Origin of the sequence: Massilia sp. YIM B02763 (genome assembly GCF_030412015.1) — a bacterium.
Taxonomy (GTDB): Bacteria; Pseudomonadota; Gammaproteobacteria; order Burkholderiales; family Burkholderiaceae_D; genus Telluria.
Genome location: NZ_JASNRD010000003.1, coordinates 218,214 through 232,524, shown reverse-complemented (window position 1 = coordinate 232,524; position 14,311 = coordinate 218,214). Strand labels below are relative to the sequence as shown.

The 14,311-nt window shown below is 67.2% G+C and carries 14 protein-coding genes; 5 read left to right on the top strand and 9 right to left on the bottom strand.

What is annotated here, in order from left to right; all coding sequences use genetic code 11:
* Positions 1–59: 59 nt before the first annotated feature.
* From QPK32_RS06670 to QPK32_RS06655, 4 genes are all read right to left on the bottom strand, one after another.
* Entirely contained in the window at positions 60–1,379 is a 1,320-nt protein-coding gene (locus QPK32_RS06670; RefSeq protein ID WP_290412186.1) for an ATP-binding protein, read from the bottom strand.
* 13 nt (positions 1,380–1,392) lie between these two features.
* The gene (locus QPK32_RS06665; protein ID WP_290411999.1) at positions 1,393–2,055 is read right to left on the bottom strand and encodes a response regulator transcription factor; all 663 of its coding nucleotides are present in this window, start codon (positions 2,053–2,055) and stop codon (positions 1,393–1,395) included.
* 50 nt (positions 2,056–2,105) lie between these two features.
* Positions 2,106–3,632 carry a Do family serine endopeptidase gene (locus tag QPK32_RS06660; protein WP_290411998.1) on the bottom strand — a complete coding sequence of 509 codons (1,527 nt, stop codon included), beginning with the start codon at positions 3,630–3,632 and terminating at the stop codon, positions 2,106–2,108.
* Between the two features lie 269 nt (positions 3,633–3,901).
* Positions 3,902–4,375 (bottom strand): Hsp20 family protein, encoded by a 474-nt coding sequence (locus tag QPK32_RS06655; protein WP_290411997.1) that lies wholly within the window; start codon positions 4,373–4,375, stop codon positions 3,902–3,904.
* Between the two features lie 237 nt (positions 4,376–4,612).
* On the opposite strand from QPK32_RS06655, the gene QPK32_RS06650 reads away from it, so the two are divergent.
* Genes QPK32_RS06650 through QPK32_RS06640 form a run of 3 tightly spaced genes read left to right on the top strand, consistent with a single transcriptional unit; the run spans position 4,613 to position 8,024 of the window.
* Entirely contained in the window at positions 4,613–6,532 is a 1,920-nt protein-coding gene (locus tag QPK32_RS06650) for a M61 family metallopeptidase (RefSeq protein ID WP_290411996.1), read from the top strand.
* 19 nt (positions 6,533–6,551) lie between these two features.
* Positions 6,552–7,151 carry a YdcF family protein gene (locus QPK32_RS06645; protein WP_290411995.1) on the top strand — a complete coding sequence of 200 codons (600 nt, stop codon included), beginning with the start codon at positions 6,552–6,554 and terminating at the stop codon, positions 7,149–7,151.
* A gap of 9 nt (positions 7,152–7,160) precedes the next feature.
* Positions 7,161–8,024: a hypothetical protein gene (locus tag QPK32_RS06640; protein WP_290411994.1), complete on the top strand. Its 864-nt coding sequence runs from the start codon at positions 7,161–7,163 to the stop codon at positions 8,022–8,024.
* On the opposite strand, the gene QPK32_RS06635 is transcribed toward QPK32_RS06640, so the two are convergent.
* Positions 8,021–8,671 carry a CatA-like O-acetyltransferase gene (locus QPK32_RS06635; protein WP_290411993.1) on the bottom strand — a complete coding sequence of 217 codons (651 nt, stop codon included), beginning with the start codon at positions 8,669–8,671 and terminating at the stop codon, positions 8,021–8,023. The genes QPK32_RS06640 and QPK32_RS06635 overlap by 4 nt on opposite strands.
* A 99-nt stretch (positions 8,672–8,770) precedes the next feature.
* Here QPK32_RS06635 and QPK32_RS06630 point away from each other — a divergent pair, with 99 nt between their 5' ends.
* A complete protein-coding gene (locus QPK32_RS06630) occupies positions 8,771–9,250 on the top strand; it encodes a GNAT family N-acetyltransferase (RefSeq protein ID WP_290411992.1) in 480 nt (159 codons plus the stop codon).
* On the opposite strand, the gene QPK32_RS06625 is transcribed toward QPK32_RS06630, so the two are convergent.
* The 3 genes from QPK32_RS06625 to imuA all read right to left on the bottom strand — a co-directional run bounded on the left by QPK32_RS06625 (position 9,247) and on the right by imuA (position 12,262).
* Positions 9,247–10,005: a S9 family peptidase gene (locus QPK32_RS06625; RefSeq protein ID WP_290411991.1), complete on the bottom strand. Its 759-nt coding sequence runs from the start codon at positions 10,003–10,005 to the stop codon at positions 9,247–9,249. The two genes, QPK32_RS06630 and QPK32_RS06625, sit on opposite strands and share 4 nt — an antisense overlap.
* 120 nt (positions 10,006–10,125) lie before the next feature.
* Complete coding sequence (locus QPK32_RS06620; protein WP_290411990.1) at positions 10,126–11,601, bottom strand: DNA polymerase Y family protein; 1,476 nt, start codon at positions 11,599–11,601, stop codon at positions 10,126–10,128.
* Positions 11,531–12,262: a translesion DNA synthesis-associated protein ImuA gene (imuA, locus tag QPK32_RS06615; protein ID WP_290411989.1), complete on the bottom strand. Its 732-nt coding sequence runs from the start codon at positions 12,260–12,262 to the stop codon at positions 11,531–11,533. Before imuA ends, QPK32_RS06620 begins: the two co-directional genes overlap by 71 nt.
* Before the next feature lie 182 nt (positions 12,263–12,444).
* Here imuA and QPK32_RS06610 point away from each other — a divergent pair, with 182 nt between their 5' ends.
* Complete coding sequence (locus QPK32_RS06610; RefSeq protein ID WP_290411988.1) at positions 12,445–13,404, top strand: GNAT family N-acetyltransferase; 960 nt, start codon at positions 12,445–12,447, stop codon at positions 13,402–13,404.
* Here QPK32_RS06610 and QPK32_RS06605 read toward each other — a convergent pair.
* A complete protein-coding gene (locus QPK32_RS06605) occupies positions 13,380–14,288 on the bottom strand; it encodes a LysR family transcriptional regulator (RefSeq protein ID WP_290411987.1) in 909 nt (302 codons plus the stop codon). The two genes, QPK32_RS06610 and QPK32_RS06605, sit on opposite strands and share 25 nt — an antisense overlap.
* Positions 14,289–14,311 lie beyond the last annotated feature (23 nt).

The window sequence follows — 14,311 nt, the reverse complement described above, 5'->3', positions numbered from 1 at the left end:
AACGGTGGGCATGTAATGCCTTGCGGCTGTTCGTAGGGTGGGCACCACGTGCCCACCATTCACCCTGGGAAAGTCACGGTGACTTCGAGGCCGCCCAGCCGCTGCGACTCGCCCAGCGCCAGCGTCGCGCCATGCTGCTGCGCGATCGACTTGATGATGGCCAGTCCCAGCCCGCTGCCGGCCGCGTCGCTGCCGGGTACGCGATAGAAACGGTCGAACACGCGCTCGCGTTCTTCCGGCGGAATGCCGGGACCGCTGTCCTCCACCGTCAGGCGCACGGCGCGCGTGTCGGCCACGACGGACACGTCGACCGTGCCGCCGTTGGGCGTGTACTTGATGGCGTTGTCGACCAGGTTGCGGGCGAGGATCATCAAGGCGTCCGGCTGGCCCTGGATGTCCGCGCTGTCGGCGCGCTGCAGGCCCAGGTCGATGCTGCGCGCCTGCGCCAGGCCCGCCAGGTCGGCGACGGCGCGCTTGGCCACGCCAGCCAGGTCGACAGCCTGGTGCGGCGTCGCGCTCGCTTCCTGGCGCGCCAGCACCAGCAACTGCTCGACCAGGCGCGTGGCGCGCTCGATGCCGGCGCCGAGGCGGCCGATGGCGATGCGGCGCGCCTCCGGATTGTCGTTGGCGCGCTCCAGGCTCTGCACCTGCAGCTTCAGCGCGGCCAGCGGCGTGCGCAGCTCGTGGGCGGCGTCGCCGACGAAGTGCTGCTGGGCGTCGAACGCAGTGCGCACGCGGCCGAACAGCAAATTCAGTTCGTGCACCAGCGGGCGCACCTCGTCCGGCAAGCCGGCTTCGGAAACAGGGGAGAGATCGTCGGCCTGGCGCGACGCGACCTGCTTGCGCACGCGCGCCACCGGTTCCAGCGAACCGCTGACGACCCACCACACGACCAGCATCAGGATCGGCATCATGACGGCGATGGGCCCCAGCGTGCGCAGGGCCAGGTTGCTGGCCATGCTGCGCCGCACGGCCAGGTCCTGCGCGACCTGCACGGTCTGGCTGTTGGCCTGGATCGAGAAGATGCGGTACGTCGTGCCGTTGGCCCGCACATTGGAAAATCCCAGCACGGCGCGTTGCGGCAGGCGCGCGTGCGAGACGCTCTTGAACACCTGCACGCCGTCCGGCGACCACACCTGCACGACGAGGTCGTCGTTGCCGGCGACCGGCGTCTCGACGTTGGCGGTTTCCTCGGTACTGGTGAGCGGGATGCGCGAGCGCAGCGACAGCGCCATTTGCTGCATGTGGTAATCGAAGATCTGGTCGGCATCCTGCAGCGCGGTGCGGTAGGCGATGAAGGCCTGGGCGACGGCGGCGATGGTGATCGCCGCCAGCAGGAACCACAGCAGGCGCCCGCGCAGCGAGTGCGTGACTTTCATCCTCATACCCGTTTCATGCTTTCGGAACCATATAGCCCACGCCGCGCACGTTCTGGATGAGGTCGCTGCCGAGCTTCTTGCGCAGGCCGTGGATATAGACTTCGACGGCATTGCTGCTGACCTCGTCGCGCCAGCTGTACAGCTTTTCCTCGAGCTGGGCGCGCGACAGCACGGCGCCCGGACGCGCCACCAGCGCTTCCAGCACGGCCCATTCGCGCGCCGACAGCACGATCGGCTGGCCGTCGACCAGCACCTCGCGCGTGGCGGGATTGACGGAGATGTTCTTGTATTCGAAGACGGGTTCGGCCCTGCCCGCGGCGCGGCGCAGCAGCGCGCGGATGCGCGCCAGCAGTTCGTCGAGGTCGTAGGGTTTCAGGACATAGTCGTCGGCCCCGGCGTCGAGGCCGGCGATACGCTGGGCGACGGCGTCGCGCGCCGTGGCGACCAGCACCGGGGTGCGGTCCTTGCGCGAGCGCATCGAGCGCAGGACGTCGAGGCCGTCCTTGCGCGGCAGGCCCAGGTCGAGCACCACCAGGTCGTAGTTCTGGTTCTGCATCAGGGCCGTGTCGGCCATCTCGCCGTCCTTGACCCAGTCGACGGCGTAGTGCTCGGCCCTGAGCAGGTCGAGCACTACTTCGCCGATCATCGTATCGTCTTCCACCAGCAGCAGCCGCATCAAATCCCCCGATTCTCAGAAACCATGCGGATGAAAGAACTCACGATGCCTTAACCGATCCGCACAGGGATGAAGATTTTGTCATCTCCCCGCTGGATCAGCAAGGCCACGGACTTGGTGGACTTGCTCACCACGTCGCGTACCTGCGCCACCGAGTTCACCGGCTTGCCGTTCACGGACAGCAGGACGTCGCCCGGCTGCACGCCGGCGGCTTCGGCCGCACCGCCCGCATCCTCGATCACGAGGCCGGCCATGATGCCGGACTGGCGGCGTTCGAGCGGCTCCAGCGGACGCAGGGCCAGGCCCAGCTTGGCGCCACTGTTGTTGCTGGCCAGGTTGTCGCCGTCCGCCACGTCGGGCTTGTCGTTGGCATTGGCCAGCGTGGCGTTCAGCTGCACGATCTTGCCTTCGCGCCAGACTTCCAGCGCGACCTTCTCGCCCGGCTTGGCGATCGAGACGATGCCCGTCAGGTCGCCACCGGCCACGATCGGCTGGCCGTTGAGCTTGCGGATGATGTCGCCCGACTTCAGGCCGGCCTTGTCGGCGGGGCTGCCCCGCTCGACGGTCGCGACCAGCGCGCCGTCCGGCGAATCGAGCTTGAACGAATCCGCGAAGCCCTGGTTTACGTCCTGCACGCCCACGCCCAGCTTGGCGTGCTGCACCTTGCCGGTGGCGACGATCTGGTCCTTGATGCGCACGGCGACGTCGATCGGGATCGCGAACGACAGGCCTTGGTAGCCGCCCGTCTGGCTGTAGATCTGCGAGTTGATGCCGACCACCTCGCCGCGCGTGTTGAACAGCGGACCGCCCGAGTTGCCGGGGTTGACGGCCACGTCGGTCTGGATGAACGGCACCGAATCGTTCGGCAGCGTGCGGCCTTTCGCGCTGACCACGCCGGCCGTCACGGTCGACTCCAGGCCGTAGGGCGAACCGATGGCCAGCACCCACTCGCCGACCTGCAGGTTGCGCGTGTTACCCAGCGGGACCACCGGCAGGTTCTTGGCGTCGATCTTCAGCACGGCCACGTCGGTCTTCGGGTCCGAGCCCAGGACTTTCGCGCGGTATTCGCGGCGGTCCTTCAGCTTGACCGTGACTTCGGACGCATCGCGCACCACGTGCGCGTTGGTGAGGATGACGCCGTCCGGGCTCACGATGAAGCCCGATCCGGCGCCGTAGACGACTTCCCCGCGACCGCCGCCACGCGGTTGCTGCGGCTGCTGGAAGCGACGGAAGAATTCGAAGAACGGATCGTCCTCGTCGAACTGCGGCATCTGGCGCTGCGACACCTTCGTGGTGCCGACCACGCGGATGTTCACGACGGCCGCGCCGTTGTGCGAGACGATCTGGGTAAAGTCGGGCAAGGCCGCGGCGGGCGAATTGCCCGCGACCGGGGCCGGCGCGGCCGGTACCGGCGCGGGAGCGGCGGCGGCGGGAGCGCGGGCGGCTGCCTCGGCGGCGGCGACTGCGTTATTGTGATTGACTGCGACCGCGCCGACCGCTCCGCCAATGACGCCGGCCGCGCACAGGGCCAGCGTGAGACGTTTTGCGGTGATGGCAGTGGCACCTTCGTTTTGCATGGACGACTCCTGGATTGGAAAAAGTGGTTCGATGAAGCTGTTTTGGTAGGGAGTAGTGTGGCCCAGCAGTCTTAGATCATCCTTAAGTTTTTTCGGCCCCGTATTAGGCGTGGCTTAAGGTAGGGTGGACGGCTTCGCCGTCCACGCGGTGATACGCGATGGCGGCACAAGAGATACGTGTGCGTTGGACTGCCGCAAAATAAAAAAGGCGCCGCAGCGCCTCTTGTGTTTGGTGGGCACATGGTGCCCACCCTACGATTACCTGCCGATTACGCGGCTTGCTGCTGGCCCGGTTGCTCCAGCACTTGCACGTTGTCGGTATTGCCGTTGGCGTCCGCGATCGCGATCTTGCGCGGCTTGAACGCTTCGGGCACTTCACGCACCAGTTCGATGGTCAGCATGCCGTTGTCGAAGCCGGCGCTGACGACCTTCACGTGGTTGGCCAGCTGGAAGCGCTGTTCGAAATCACGCGAGGCGATGCCGCGGTGCAGGAAGGTACGCTGCTGCTCGTCCTTGTTCTTGCGTCCGGTGACATGCAGGGTGTCGCGCTCGGCAACGATCTCGATCTCGTTGCGGGTGAAACCTGCGAGTGCCATCACGATGCGGTATTTGTCTTCCGAGACCAGCTCGATGTTGTACGGCGGGTAGCTCGGGGCCGATTCGGCGCGCTGCTCGAGCATGTTGACCAGGCGGTCGAAGCCGATGGCGGAACGGTACAGGGGGGTCAGATCGAAAGTACGCATGGTAAGTATCCTTTAAAAAATCAAGCGATAAGTTTCCGGACCTCATCGTGAGCATCCGTTGAGTCCAATCTAATGTCCCGCCAAGGCGTTTTCAAGGCATACGAAATATGGTTTTTATGCCTTAGTAATGAATTTTATTTGCATCGCTGCGTGCCAGAAATTCCATGTCTTTTTGTCCAATACTGCGTGCTACACTGGCCCGTTTCACCGTTTCCCTCGTCCCCCACAGGTACCGCCATGACCGACCGTACTCCACAGCGCCTCAAGACGCTGGCCACGCGTTCCGCCTCCACCGTTGCCCTTGCCATTGCACTGGCCTTCCCTGCCCATGCCGACGTCCCGGCACCCGTCGACCAGCCCTACCCCGGCACCATCGTGCTGAACGTCGATGCGACCAACCTGTCGCAGCAGATCTTCCGCATGCACATGACGATTCCCGTCAAGCCGGGTCCGCTGACGCTGCTGTATCCGCAGTGGCTGCCGGCCAACCACGGTCCGAACGGCCCGATCACCCAGCTGGCCGGCCTGAAGTTCACGGCGAACGGCAAGCCGGTCGAGTGGACGCGCGACCCGGTGCAGGTGTTCGCCTTCCACGTCACCGTGCCGGAAGGCGCGACCACGCTGGAAGCCGAGTACCAGTACCTGTCGCCGCTGGACACGGCCCAGGGCCGCATCACGATGACCGACGACATCCTCGGCGTGCAGTGGCCGTCCGTGACGCTGTACCCGGCCGGCTACGTCGCGCGCCGCATCACCGTACAGCCGAACCTGAAGCTGCCCGCCGGCTGGAAGTACGCCAGCGCGCTGGAGACGCAGGACCGCCAGGGCGACGACGTGCATTTCAAGCCGCACGACCTGGAAACGCTGATCGACTCGCCGCTGTTCGCGGGACGCTATGCGAAAACGTTCGACCTCGACCCGGGCGGCAAGGTGCCGGTGCGCCTGAACGTCTTCGCCGACACCCCGGAAAGCCTGGACGCCAAGCCGGAACAGATCGCCGCCCACCGCGCGCTGGTCCAGCAAGCGTATAAACTGTTTGGCTCGCACCACTACGACCACTACGACTTCCTGTTCGCGCTGTCGGACGAATTCGGCGGCATCGGCCGCGAGCACCACCAGTCGAGCGAGAACGGCGTCAAGCCGGGCTACTTCACCGACTGGGCCAAGAGCGAAGCGGGCCGCGACCTGCTGCCGCACGAGTACACCCACTCGTGGGACGGCAAGTTCCGCCGCCCGGCCGGCCAGAACGTCCCCAACTTCAACACCCCGCTGCAGAACGAGCTGCTGTGGGTCTACGAAGGCCAGACCCAGTACTGGGGCAACGTGCTGGCCGCGCGCTCGGGCCTGGTCTCGATGAGCGGCGCGCGCGACGCGCTGGCCGCCACCGCCGCGCGCTACGACAACGTCGCCGGCCGCGCATGGCGCGCCATGCAGGACACGGTCAACGACCCGATCCTGAACGCACGCCGCCCGCTGGGCTGGTCCAACTGGCAGCGCAGCGAGGACTATTATTCGGAAGGCCAGCTGATCTGGCTGGACGTGGACACCCGTATCCGCGAACTGTCCGGCGACAAGCGCTCGCTGAACGACTTCGCGCGCGCCTTCTACGGCATCAAGGACGGCAGCTTCCTGCCCGAGTTCTACACCTTCGAGGACGTGGTCGCGGCCCTGAACAAGGTCCAGCCCTACGACTGGGCCGCGTTCCTGCGTTCGAAACTGGACGGCCACGGCCCGGGCGCCCCGCTCGACGGCCTGGCGCGCGCCGGCTGGAAGCTCGTCTACACGGACACCCCGACGGACCTGATCAAGGGTGCCGACGAGCGCAACAAGACGACGGACCTGAGCTACTCGCTGGGCTTCACCGTGACCGCCGACGGCGGCATCCGCAACGTGATCTGGGACGGCGTCGGTTTCCGCGCCGGCCTGGCCGCCAACTCGACCATCGTCGCCGTCAACAACCGCGGCTACAAGGCGGACCTGCTGAAGAAGGCGATCAAGGAAGCCAAGGACGGCAAGCCGATCGAACTGCTGGTCAAGAAGGGCAACGTGCTGCGCACCGTGTCGCTCGACTACCGCGGCGGCCTGCGCTATCCGCGCCTGGAACGCATCCCGGGCACCAAGGACCGCCTGGACGGCATCTACTCGGCGCTGAAGTAAGCACACGCAAGCCCGCGCCATGAGCCCCGACGCCCTTCGCCTGGTCGGCGCCTACATGATGCCCGAGGTCCCGCTGCTGCCGTCGGACCTCGGCTTCCTGTTCGGTACCCGCCACGGCGTCGAGGAATTCTGCGGCACCGCGATGGCGTTGTGGGAGCGCGGCATGTTCCGTACCCTGCTCGTCTCGGGCGGCGCGACCGCGGGCGCCCCCGAACCCGAGGCCGACGTCATCGCGCGCCGGCTGCAAGCCTTGGGCATGCCGGGTTCGGCCCTCGTGCTCGAACGGGAGGCGACCAATACGGGCGCCAACGTCATCCTCGGCATGCAGAAGCTGGACGAGACGGTCGGTCGCGCCGCCGTCCGCAGCGTGCTCGTGATCGGCAAGGCGTGTTCGCTGCGGCGTTACCTGATGACGCTGGAGCGCCACTGGCCGGGCCTGACGGTCTCGGCCTGCCCCGTGAATTACTTCGGCGTGGCGGCCGACTGCTGGCACGAGCACGACGAGTTCCGCCGGCGCGTGCTGGCGGAGTACGAGAAGATCCCAGCCTACCTGGAACAAGGGTTCCTGAGCGAGGTGCGGGGGTATGCGCCGTATCCCGATATTCATACGCCTTCTTGATAAATTTCCTTGCTGCAACTGCTCTTCATCACCCGCTACCTCTGCAGCTTCTCTAAGCTGAACGCTGACCGAATCAGCAGCGAAGGAACCGGGATCATGATGAAGTGGCTCGACAAGCGACGCACCGTCAAGCGCATACGAAACTCACCCTACGAGACAGCACTCACGGGACTGCCGGAGGAGCTGGAAACGTGTTGGCGCGCCAGCGCTCCTCAGGAATATCCGAGCATCAGCACGGACAGCTACTTCTTCATCCGTGCGGCCGAAGGCTTGCTCAATTTTTTCGATTCGGTGGGACGTGGCAGCGGACCATACGCGTTGCCGTCGAAAGCGGCGGACTCGGTTTGGCATGCCTGGTTGCGCTGGGATGCCGCCGACCTGGAACGCTTCAGCCTCCAGCATTTCAACCGTACCGTGCCTCATATCGATCGCGTCCGCCTTACCGGCCCGGCGTTGGCAAACACCTTGGTCGCCGGTAGAAGAGCCGAGGGACTGATGCCGCATGCATCGTTCCTGCCTTGCGTGTTTCGTATCGATGCAGAATTGCGCATGCCGCAAGGGCATGGTTACTGGCTACACCGCGACCGCATCGATCATGTGAAGCTCGACCAGAACGGCATGCCCAGTCAGACTGCCTGTCCGCATCCGGAGTTGACGATGGCGGCGCTGGTTGAGGCAGGCCTCGTCGACAAGCGATTCATACCCCTGCCGCTGCGGCGTCGTACCGAGGGCAGCACCGAAACGTTCTCAGACGTCAGCAGCCTGCTGATGGTCGATGTCAGTGGCGATAGCTGCTCGGACGGCGGGGCTGACAACTGCAGCGATGGCGGCAGCAGTTGCGGAAGCAGTTGCGATGGGGGCAGCTGCGACTAGCCGGGCCGCCCCTGCATGATGGCGTCCAGCTCCGCCGCGATCTGCCGAGCGAGCAGGTGGATGTGGTAGCCGTCGACGAAGCCGTGGTGCGCCTGCACCGAGAACGGCAGCTGCAGCCGGCCGTTCGCCGCGTCGCGGAACCGTCCCCACGCCAGCGACGGGATGTCGGGCACGGCCAGCGTCGTCGTCGGATGCTGGATCGACGTGAAGTCCAGCCACGGGATGCAGGTCACGAACACCTGCTCCTTCGCTTCGCGCGGCAGCATGGTGCGGTATTTCAGGTTCAGTTCCGTCATCGCCGAGGCCTCGGCGCCAGCCGCGCGGCCGCGCGCGACGAATTCGCGCACATCGTCGCTCCAGTCGAACTGGGCGAAATTCAGGTCGCCGTGCTGGTTCATGACGGTGAAGGACGGCACCAGGCGATCGATCTCGATCACCTTCCCGTCCAGGATGCGGTAGCGGAAATTCTCGATCTTCAGCACCGCGCGCAGCACGGCGCACAGCATCACGTGGAAGGTCCCCAGTCCCTGCTCCTTGCACCAGGGCCGGAAATCCGGCAGCTCCATCGCGAAGCAGATATTGACCGCCGGGCTGTCCATGCGGTCGAAGAGATCGAAGCGGTCGCGCCGCCGTTCAAAGTGCTGCATCTTCCTCCTCCTTCAATGGGGCGGCATTGTCGCATATTGCCGCGCTGCGGCCGGCATGAGAGGATGGTTCCCCCATCCAAGGAAAAAGAGAATTCTCAGATGCTGATCCGCCCCACCGAAGCCGCCGATTGGGAAGTCCTGAAAGCCATCCGCCTGGCCGCCTTGCGCGATGCCCCCACTGCATTCGGCGTGAGCCACCAGCAGGCGGCAGCCAACGGCGACGCGCACTGGCAGGATCGGGCGGCGGGCCGGGCGCCGTCGCGCTTCTGGCTGGCCGTCGAGGGCGATGAAGCGGTGGGACTGGCGGGCGGCGTGGTCGACGCCCTGGGCCGCTACAACCTGATCGCCATGTGGGTCGCGCTGGGCCAGCGCGGCTCGGATGCGGCGCGGCGCCTGGTCGACGCGGTCAAGGCGCATGCGGTCGCGGGCGGCCACGCGCGCGTGGTGCTGGACGTCGCGCCGGACAACGCGCGCGCCGTCCGGTTCTACCAGCGTCAGGGCTTCGCGTTCCTGGACGAGTGGGAGCCGCTGGAAAGCCACCCCCACATCCAGGTGCAGCGCATGGAGTGGAAAGCCTAGGCCAGGTAGCGCGCGCTCCACGCCGCGATGATGCCGGCCACGTAGGCGCCATCCTCGCGCCCCGTGATCAGGTGGTCGATGCCGTCCAGCGAAATGAAACTCTTCGGGTGCTGCGCCAGTTCGAAGATGCGGGTCGCGTTGTCCATGCTGACCGTATCGTCCTGGGGGGCATGCATCACGAGCAGCGCGCGTCCGAGCTTGGCGATGTGCTCGTGGATCTTGTGCCGGGCCGCATCCTCGACGAAGTGGCGGCGGATGTTGAAGTTGCGGCCGGCCAGGCGCACGCGCGCCTCGCCCAGCTTGGTGATCGTGTCGAGGTGCTCGGACAGCAGGTTGTCGACGACGTAGTGCGGGTCGCTGGGCGCGGCGATCGTGACGACGGCCTTCGCTTCCGGCACGCGGTGGGCCGCGGCCAGCACGGCGGCGCCGCCCAGGCTGTGGCCGATCAGGAGTGCCGGCGCGGCGAACTTCGCGCGCAGGAAGTCGGCCGCCGTGACCAGGTCGTCGACGTTGGACGAGAAATTGGTGTCGGCGAAGTCGCCCGCGCTGGCTCCCAGCCCGGCGAAGTCGAAGCGCAGCACGGCCACGCCCTGGGCGGCCAGGCCCTGCGCGATGCGGGTGGCGGCCAGCACGTCCTTGCTGCAGGTGAAGCAGTGGGCGAAGATGCCGTAGGCGCGCGGGGTGCCGTCCGGCGCGTCCAGCTTGGCGGAGATTTTCCCGTGCGGGCCGGGGAAGTCGATGCGTTCGGTGAGCATAGGTCCTCTGTTGCGATTGCTGTGCGGTGCGATGATGCCGCTATGCTAGCGCGTTTGGCGGACTTTGGCCGCCGGCCGTCCGGAAGGGCCGTTTTCGGGAAGCCCGTTTGTAGGAAAGGCCTAGCCGAACAGCCCATGCAGGAACCAGCGCGGCTCCCCGTCGTCGCTGCCCAGGCGCTCGCGGTACACCCAGTACAGCGTGTGGTCCTGCCCTTCGGCGATGAAGTAGTCGCGCGTCTGCGGGCCGTTCCACCAGCCGGCCTCGATACGTTCCGGCGTCGACGCCATCTTCAAGGGCGAGCCGTAGAACGGGCGGTGGTCGCGCATCAGCAGCGCGATCGGCTTGGCCAGCAGCCAGGTCGGGCGCGGCAGGCTCATCACGTCGGGCGGCATGCGGGCGTTGCGGGCGGCTTCCCTCACCTTCTGCTGCACCGGCACCCAGGCGTTTGCCTGCTCGGGACGGTAATCGGCATTCGGCAGCGGCTGCAGCACATTGTCCGGGCCCAGGCGCGCCACCAACAGCTCCAGCATGCGCATGCGGTCTTCCTCGGTGCCGCCCGGCTCGGGGAACAGCGACGCGTTCGGCGGCGCCATCGGCTGTACCTGCAGCGCTTCCAGGCCGAGGCCGATCACGGGCGCGTCCAATGCCAGCTTGGCCAGGCGCTCCCGGAGCAGGCGGATCAGGTGCTCGTCGCGCCAGGCCGGTTCGGCCAGCGCCACCTCGACGCAGGTGGGCGGACGCGCCACCCTGCCCCGCTCGTGCTCCAGCTTCAGGGTGATGCGTTCCACCGCGAGCTGGCGCGCGCATAGCCAGCCCGTCAGTTGCAGCAGCAGGCGCTTGCTGCCCTCCAGCAGCAGCTCGGCATCGTCGATGCGGTCGAACAATTCCAGCCGCGCGTCGAACGTCTCGGGCGGTACGATCCATTCGTGCAGCTCGGGCGCGAGGCCGTAGGCGGCATCGACGAGGTCGAGCAGTTCGCGGCCGCAGCGGCGCTGCAGGCCGGGGCGCGGCAAGCGCCGCAGTTCTCCCAGCGTGGCGCAGCCGATGCCGTCGAACCAGGAGGCGTAGGGCCGCGCGGGCGGCGCCAGCAGCAAGGCCTGGCGGTCGAGCCGGCGCAGCAGCGATGCCATCTTGAGCACGCGCCCCGCCCTCGCCCTTGCCAGCAGCCAGGCGCCGCGCGCCGTGGGGGCGCAGGCCAGCGAGGCGGAAAAGCCCAGCGCCCTCACGTTGGCGTACACGCGCCGGCACAGCGCGCGCACGCCGCCGAACAGGCGCAGGCTGGCACCGACGTCCATCAGCAGGGTCGACTCCTCGCTTTCCGCCACCTGCGGCGTGTACTGCAGCAGCGCCATGGCCACCGCGTTGCGCGCTTCCGCTTCCAGCAGCGGCGCGCGTTCGTGCAGCCGGGCATCCGGCAGCAGCATCAGCACGCCGCCGCGGCGCATGCCGGTGCGGACGCCGCCCGCCTGGGCGAGGGTCGACGCCACCAGCACGCGCTCCTGCTCGAGCACGACGCTGCCGGCGTCAGTGGACCAGCTCGGAGCGAAGACCTCGAGCGGCAACCGGGGCAGGTGCAGACCGATCCAGAGACGCATGGCGTTGTTGCAGGTAAGTGGTGAGGGGCAAGGGCAAGCCCAGGGGCAGGAACAGCGGCGCATCGCGCTGCGGCCCGCGGCGTTTGACGAAGTCGATCTCGATGCCGCCCGCCTGCGGCCGCAAGGCCAGGCGCAGCGGCGCCGGCGACGCATCCTGGCCGGCGGCCAGCGGGCGCATCATGAAAAACAAGGTTTCCCCCGCCTGCGCAGCCAGGTGCAAGCGGCGCAGGTTCTCGCCGCGCAGGTGCTGGCTCTGCCAGAACAGCAGCGCCCCGCAACTGCCGCTGCGCAGCACCTGCTCGGCCGCCCACAGGGCATCGGCCGTGCGGCTGGTGCGCAGCCAGATCAGTTGCGACGGCGGCACTCCCAGCGCGGCCAGCGCCAGCGCCTGCGGCGGATGCGGCGGCTGCAGCAGCACGATGCGGCGCGCGGCGACCTGCTCCAGCGCGGGACGCAGCAGCCGCATTTCGCCGATGCCGGGCTGCTGCAGCATCAGGTCGATGAGCGTTCCCGTCGGCCAGCCCCCGCCGGGCAACTGGGACGACAACAAGGGATGGCCGGTATCGATGCAGTGCGTACTGGCGCGCGCGAGCTGGGAGGCGAGCCAGAGCGACGGATGCAAGGATTCCGGCGCTGCAGATGTTGAGTCTGAGCAATTCATATGTGATGCAAAGAAATACTGTATAAACATACAGTACTAGTTTCATCAGGTTTTGGCAAGGTTTATCTTTTGGTATGCCGCAAAACGGGATGCAAAGTAGCCGACCGGCAGGCTCTTGACAGCTCGCGCACTTAATTCATATAGTGTTATATACCGTGTTATGTAATTAGCGAGGACAAGCGATGACCGATCTGTTGAGAGAACTGGGCCCCACTTTCCTGGGCAGCAGGCTGAAGCGCCTGGGCGAACGCATGCAGGCCGGCGCCGCCAAGGTCGCCGCGGATGCCGGCCTGCCGGTGCAGCCGGCCCACATGCCCCTGCTCACGGCGCTGGAAGCGCAGCCGCTGACGGTCGGCCAACTGGCACAGGCCATCGGCGTCAGCCAGCCCGGCATCACGCGCGGCGTCGGCCAGTTGATCGAGCTGGGCCTGGTCCAGTCGCAACAGGGCGAGGACCAGCGCCAGCGCACGATCTCGCTGACGCCGCAAGGCACCGCCGTGCTGGCGCGCGCCCGGCTGCACGTCTTTCCGCAGGTGGGCGATGCGGTGCGCGCCCTGCTGGGCGAGCGCAGCGATGCCTTCATGGCGCAGATCGCCGCCATCGAAACGGCACTCGACGCGACACCCATCGACGTGCTGGCCGCCCGTCCGGACCATGCCACGCTCAGGATCCGCGAGTACAGCGACGATCTCGCCGTCCATTTTCACGACATCAATGCCGAGTGGATCACCGAGATGTTCCGCCTCGAAGCCACCGACCGCGAGGTGCTGGAGAATCCGCGCGAAAAAATCATCGATGCCGGCGGCGTCATCCTGTTCGTCGAAGCCCGGGGACTGGGCATCGTCGGCACCTGCGCGCTGCAGAAGACCGGCCCCACCAGCTTCGAGCTGACCAAGATGGGCGTGCGCGCATCGGCGCGGGGCTTGAAAGCCGGCGAGTTCCTGCTGGAAGCCGTCATCGCGCGCGCCATGTCCCTGCGGGCCGACCCGCTCTACCTGCTCAGCAACGCCAAGTGCGCCGCCGCCGTGCACCTGTACGAGAAGCTGGGTTTCCAGCACGATGCCGGCATCATGGCCCGCTACGGTGCGCGCTACGAGCGGTGCAATGTCGCGATGCGCTATCGCCGCGCCGTCTCCGCATAGGCGGCCAGCCGCTCCCGCACCCAGCGCTGCGCCGCATCGCCATGGTCGCGGTCGTGCCACGCCATGCGGATCGAAAAGCCGGGCACCTCGAAAGGCGGCACAAGCACGCGCAAGTGGCCTCCGCGCGCATCCGCCAGCCGGCCCGGCACCAGGGCGACCAGGTCCGAACGCTCGACCAGCTCGAGCACGGACTGGAACGTCGATGCCGACAACACCATGCGCCGCCGCAGGCCCATGGCATCCAGCAGGTCGTCGACCGGCGTCGTGAAGCTGCCGCCGCGCGGCGAGACCATCACGTGGTCGAGTGCGCAGAAGCGCGGCAGGTCGAGCTTGCTGCGCAGCGCCGGGTGGCCGCGGCGCGCGATGAAGACATAGCGTTCCTCGAACAGCGGACGCGAACGCAGCGTGTCGGCGATGCTCTCGGGCGTGAGCACGGCCAGGTCGACCTCGCCCCGCTCCATCTGCCCCGCCAGGCGCGCACCGTCGGCGGCCAGCAGCGCGATCCGCACGCCCGGCGCTTCCGTCCGCAGGGCCAGCGCGAAGTCGAGCAGCAGTGCCGCCTGCACGTAGTCGGAAGCGGCGATGCGCACCGTGAACGCGTCGCGGGCCGGATCGAAGACGCGCGCGGACGTGACGACCTCGCGCAGGCGGGCCAGCGCGGCGCCCAGCGGCCCCTGCAGCTGCAGGGCCAGCGGCGTGGGCGTCATGCCGCGATGGCTGGGAACGAACAGCTGGTCGCCGAACATCGTGCGCAGGCGCGCCAGCTGGGCGCTCAGGGCCGGCTGGCTCAGGCCGAGACGCCCGGCGGCGCGGCGCACGCTGCGCTCGGCCAGCAGCGCCTCCAGGGTCGCCAGCAGGTTGAAGTCGATGCGGCTGATATCCATTTTTTGGATACTACCCCAAAAGC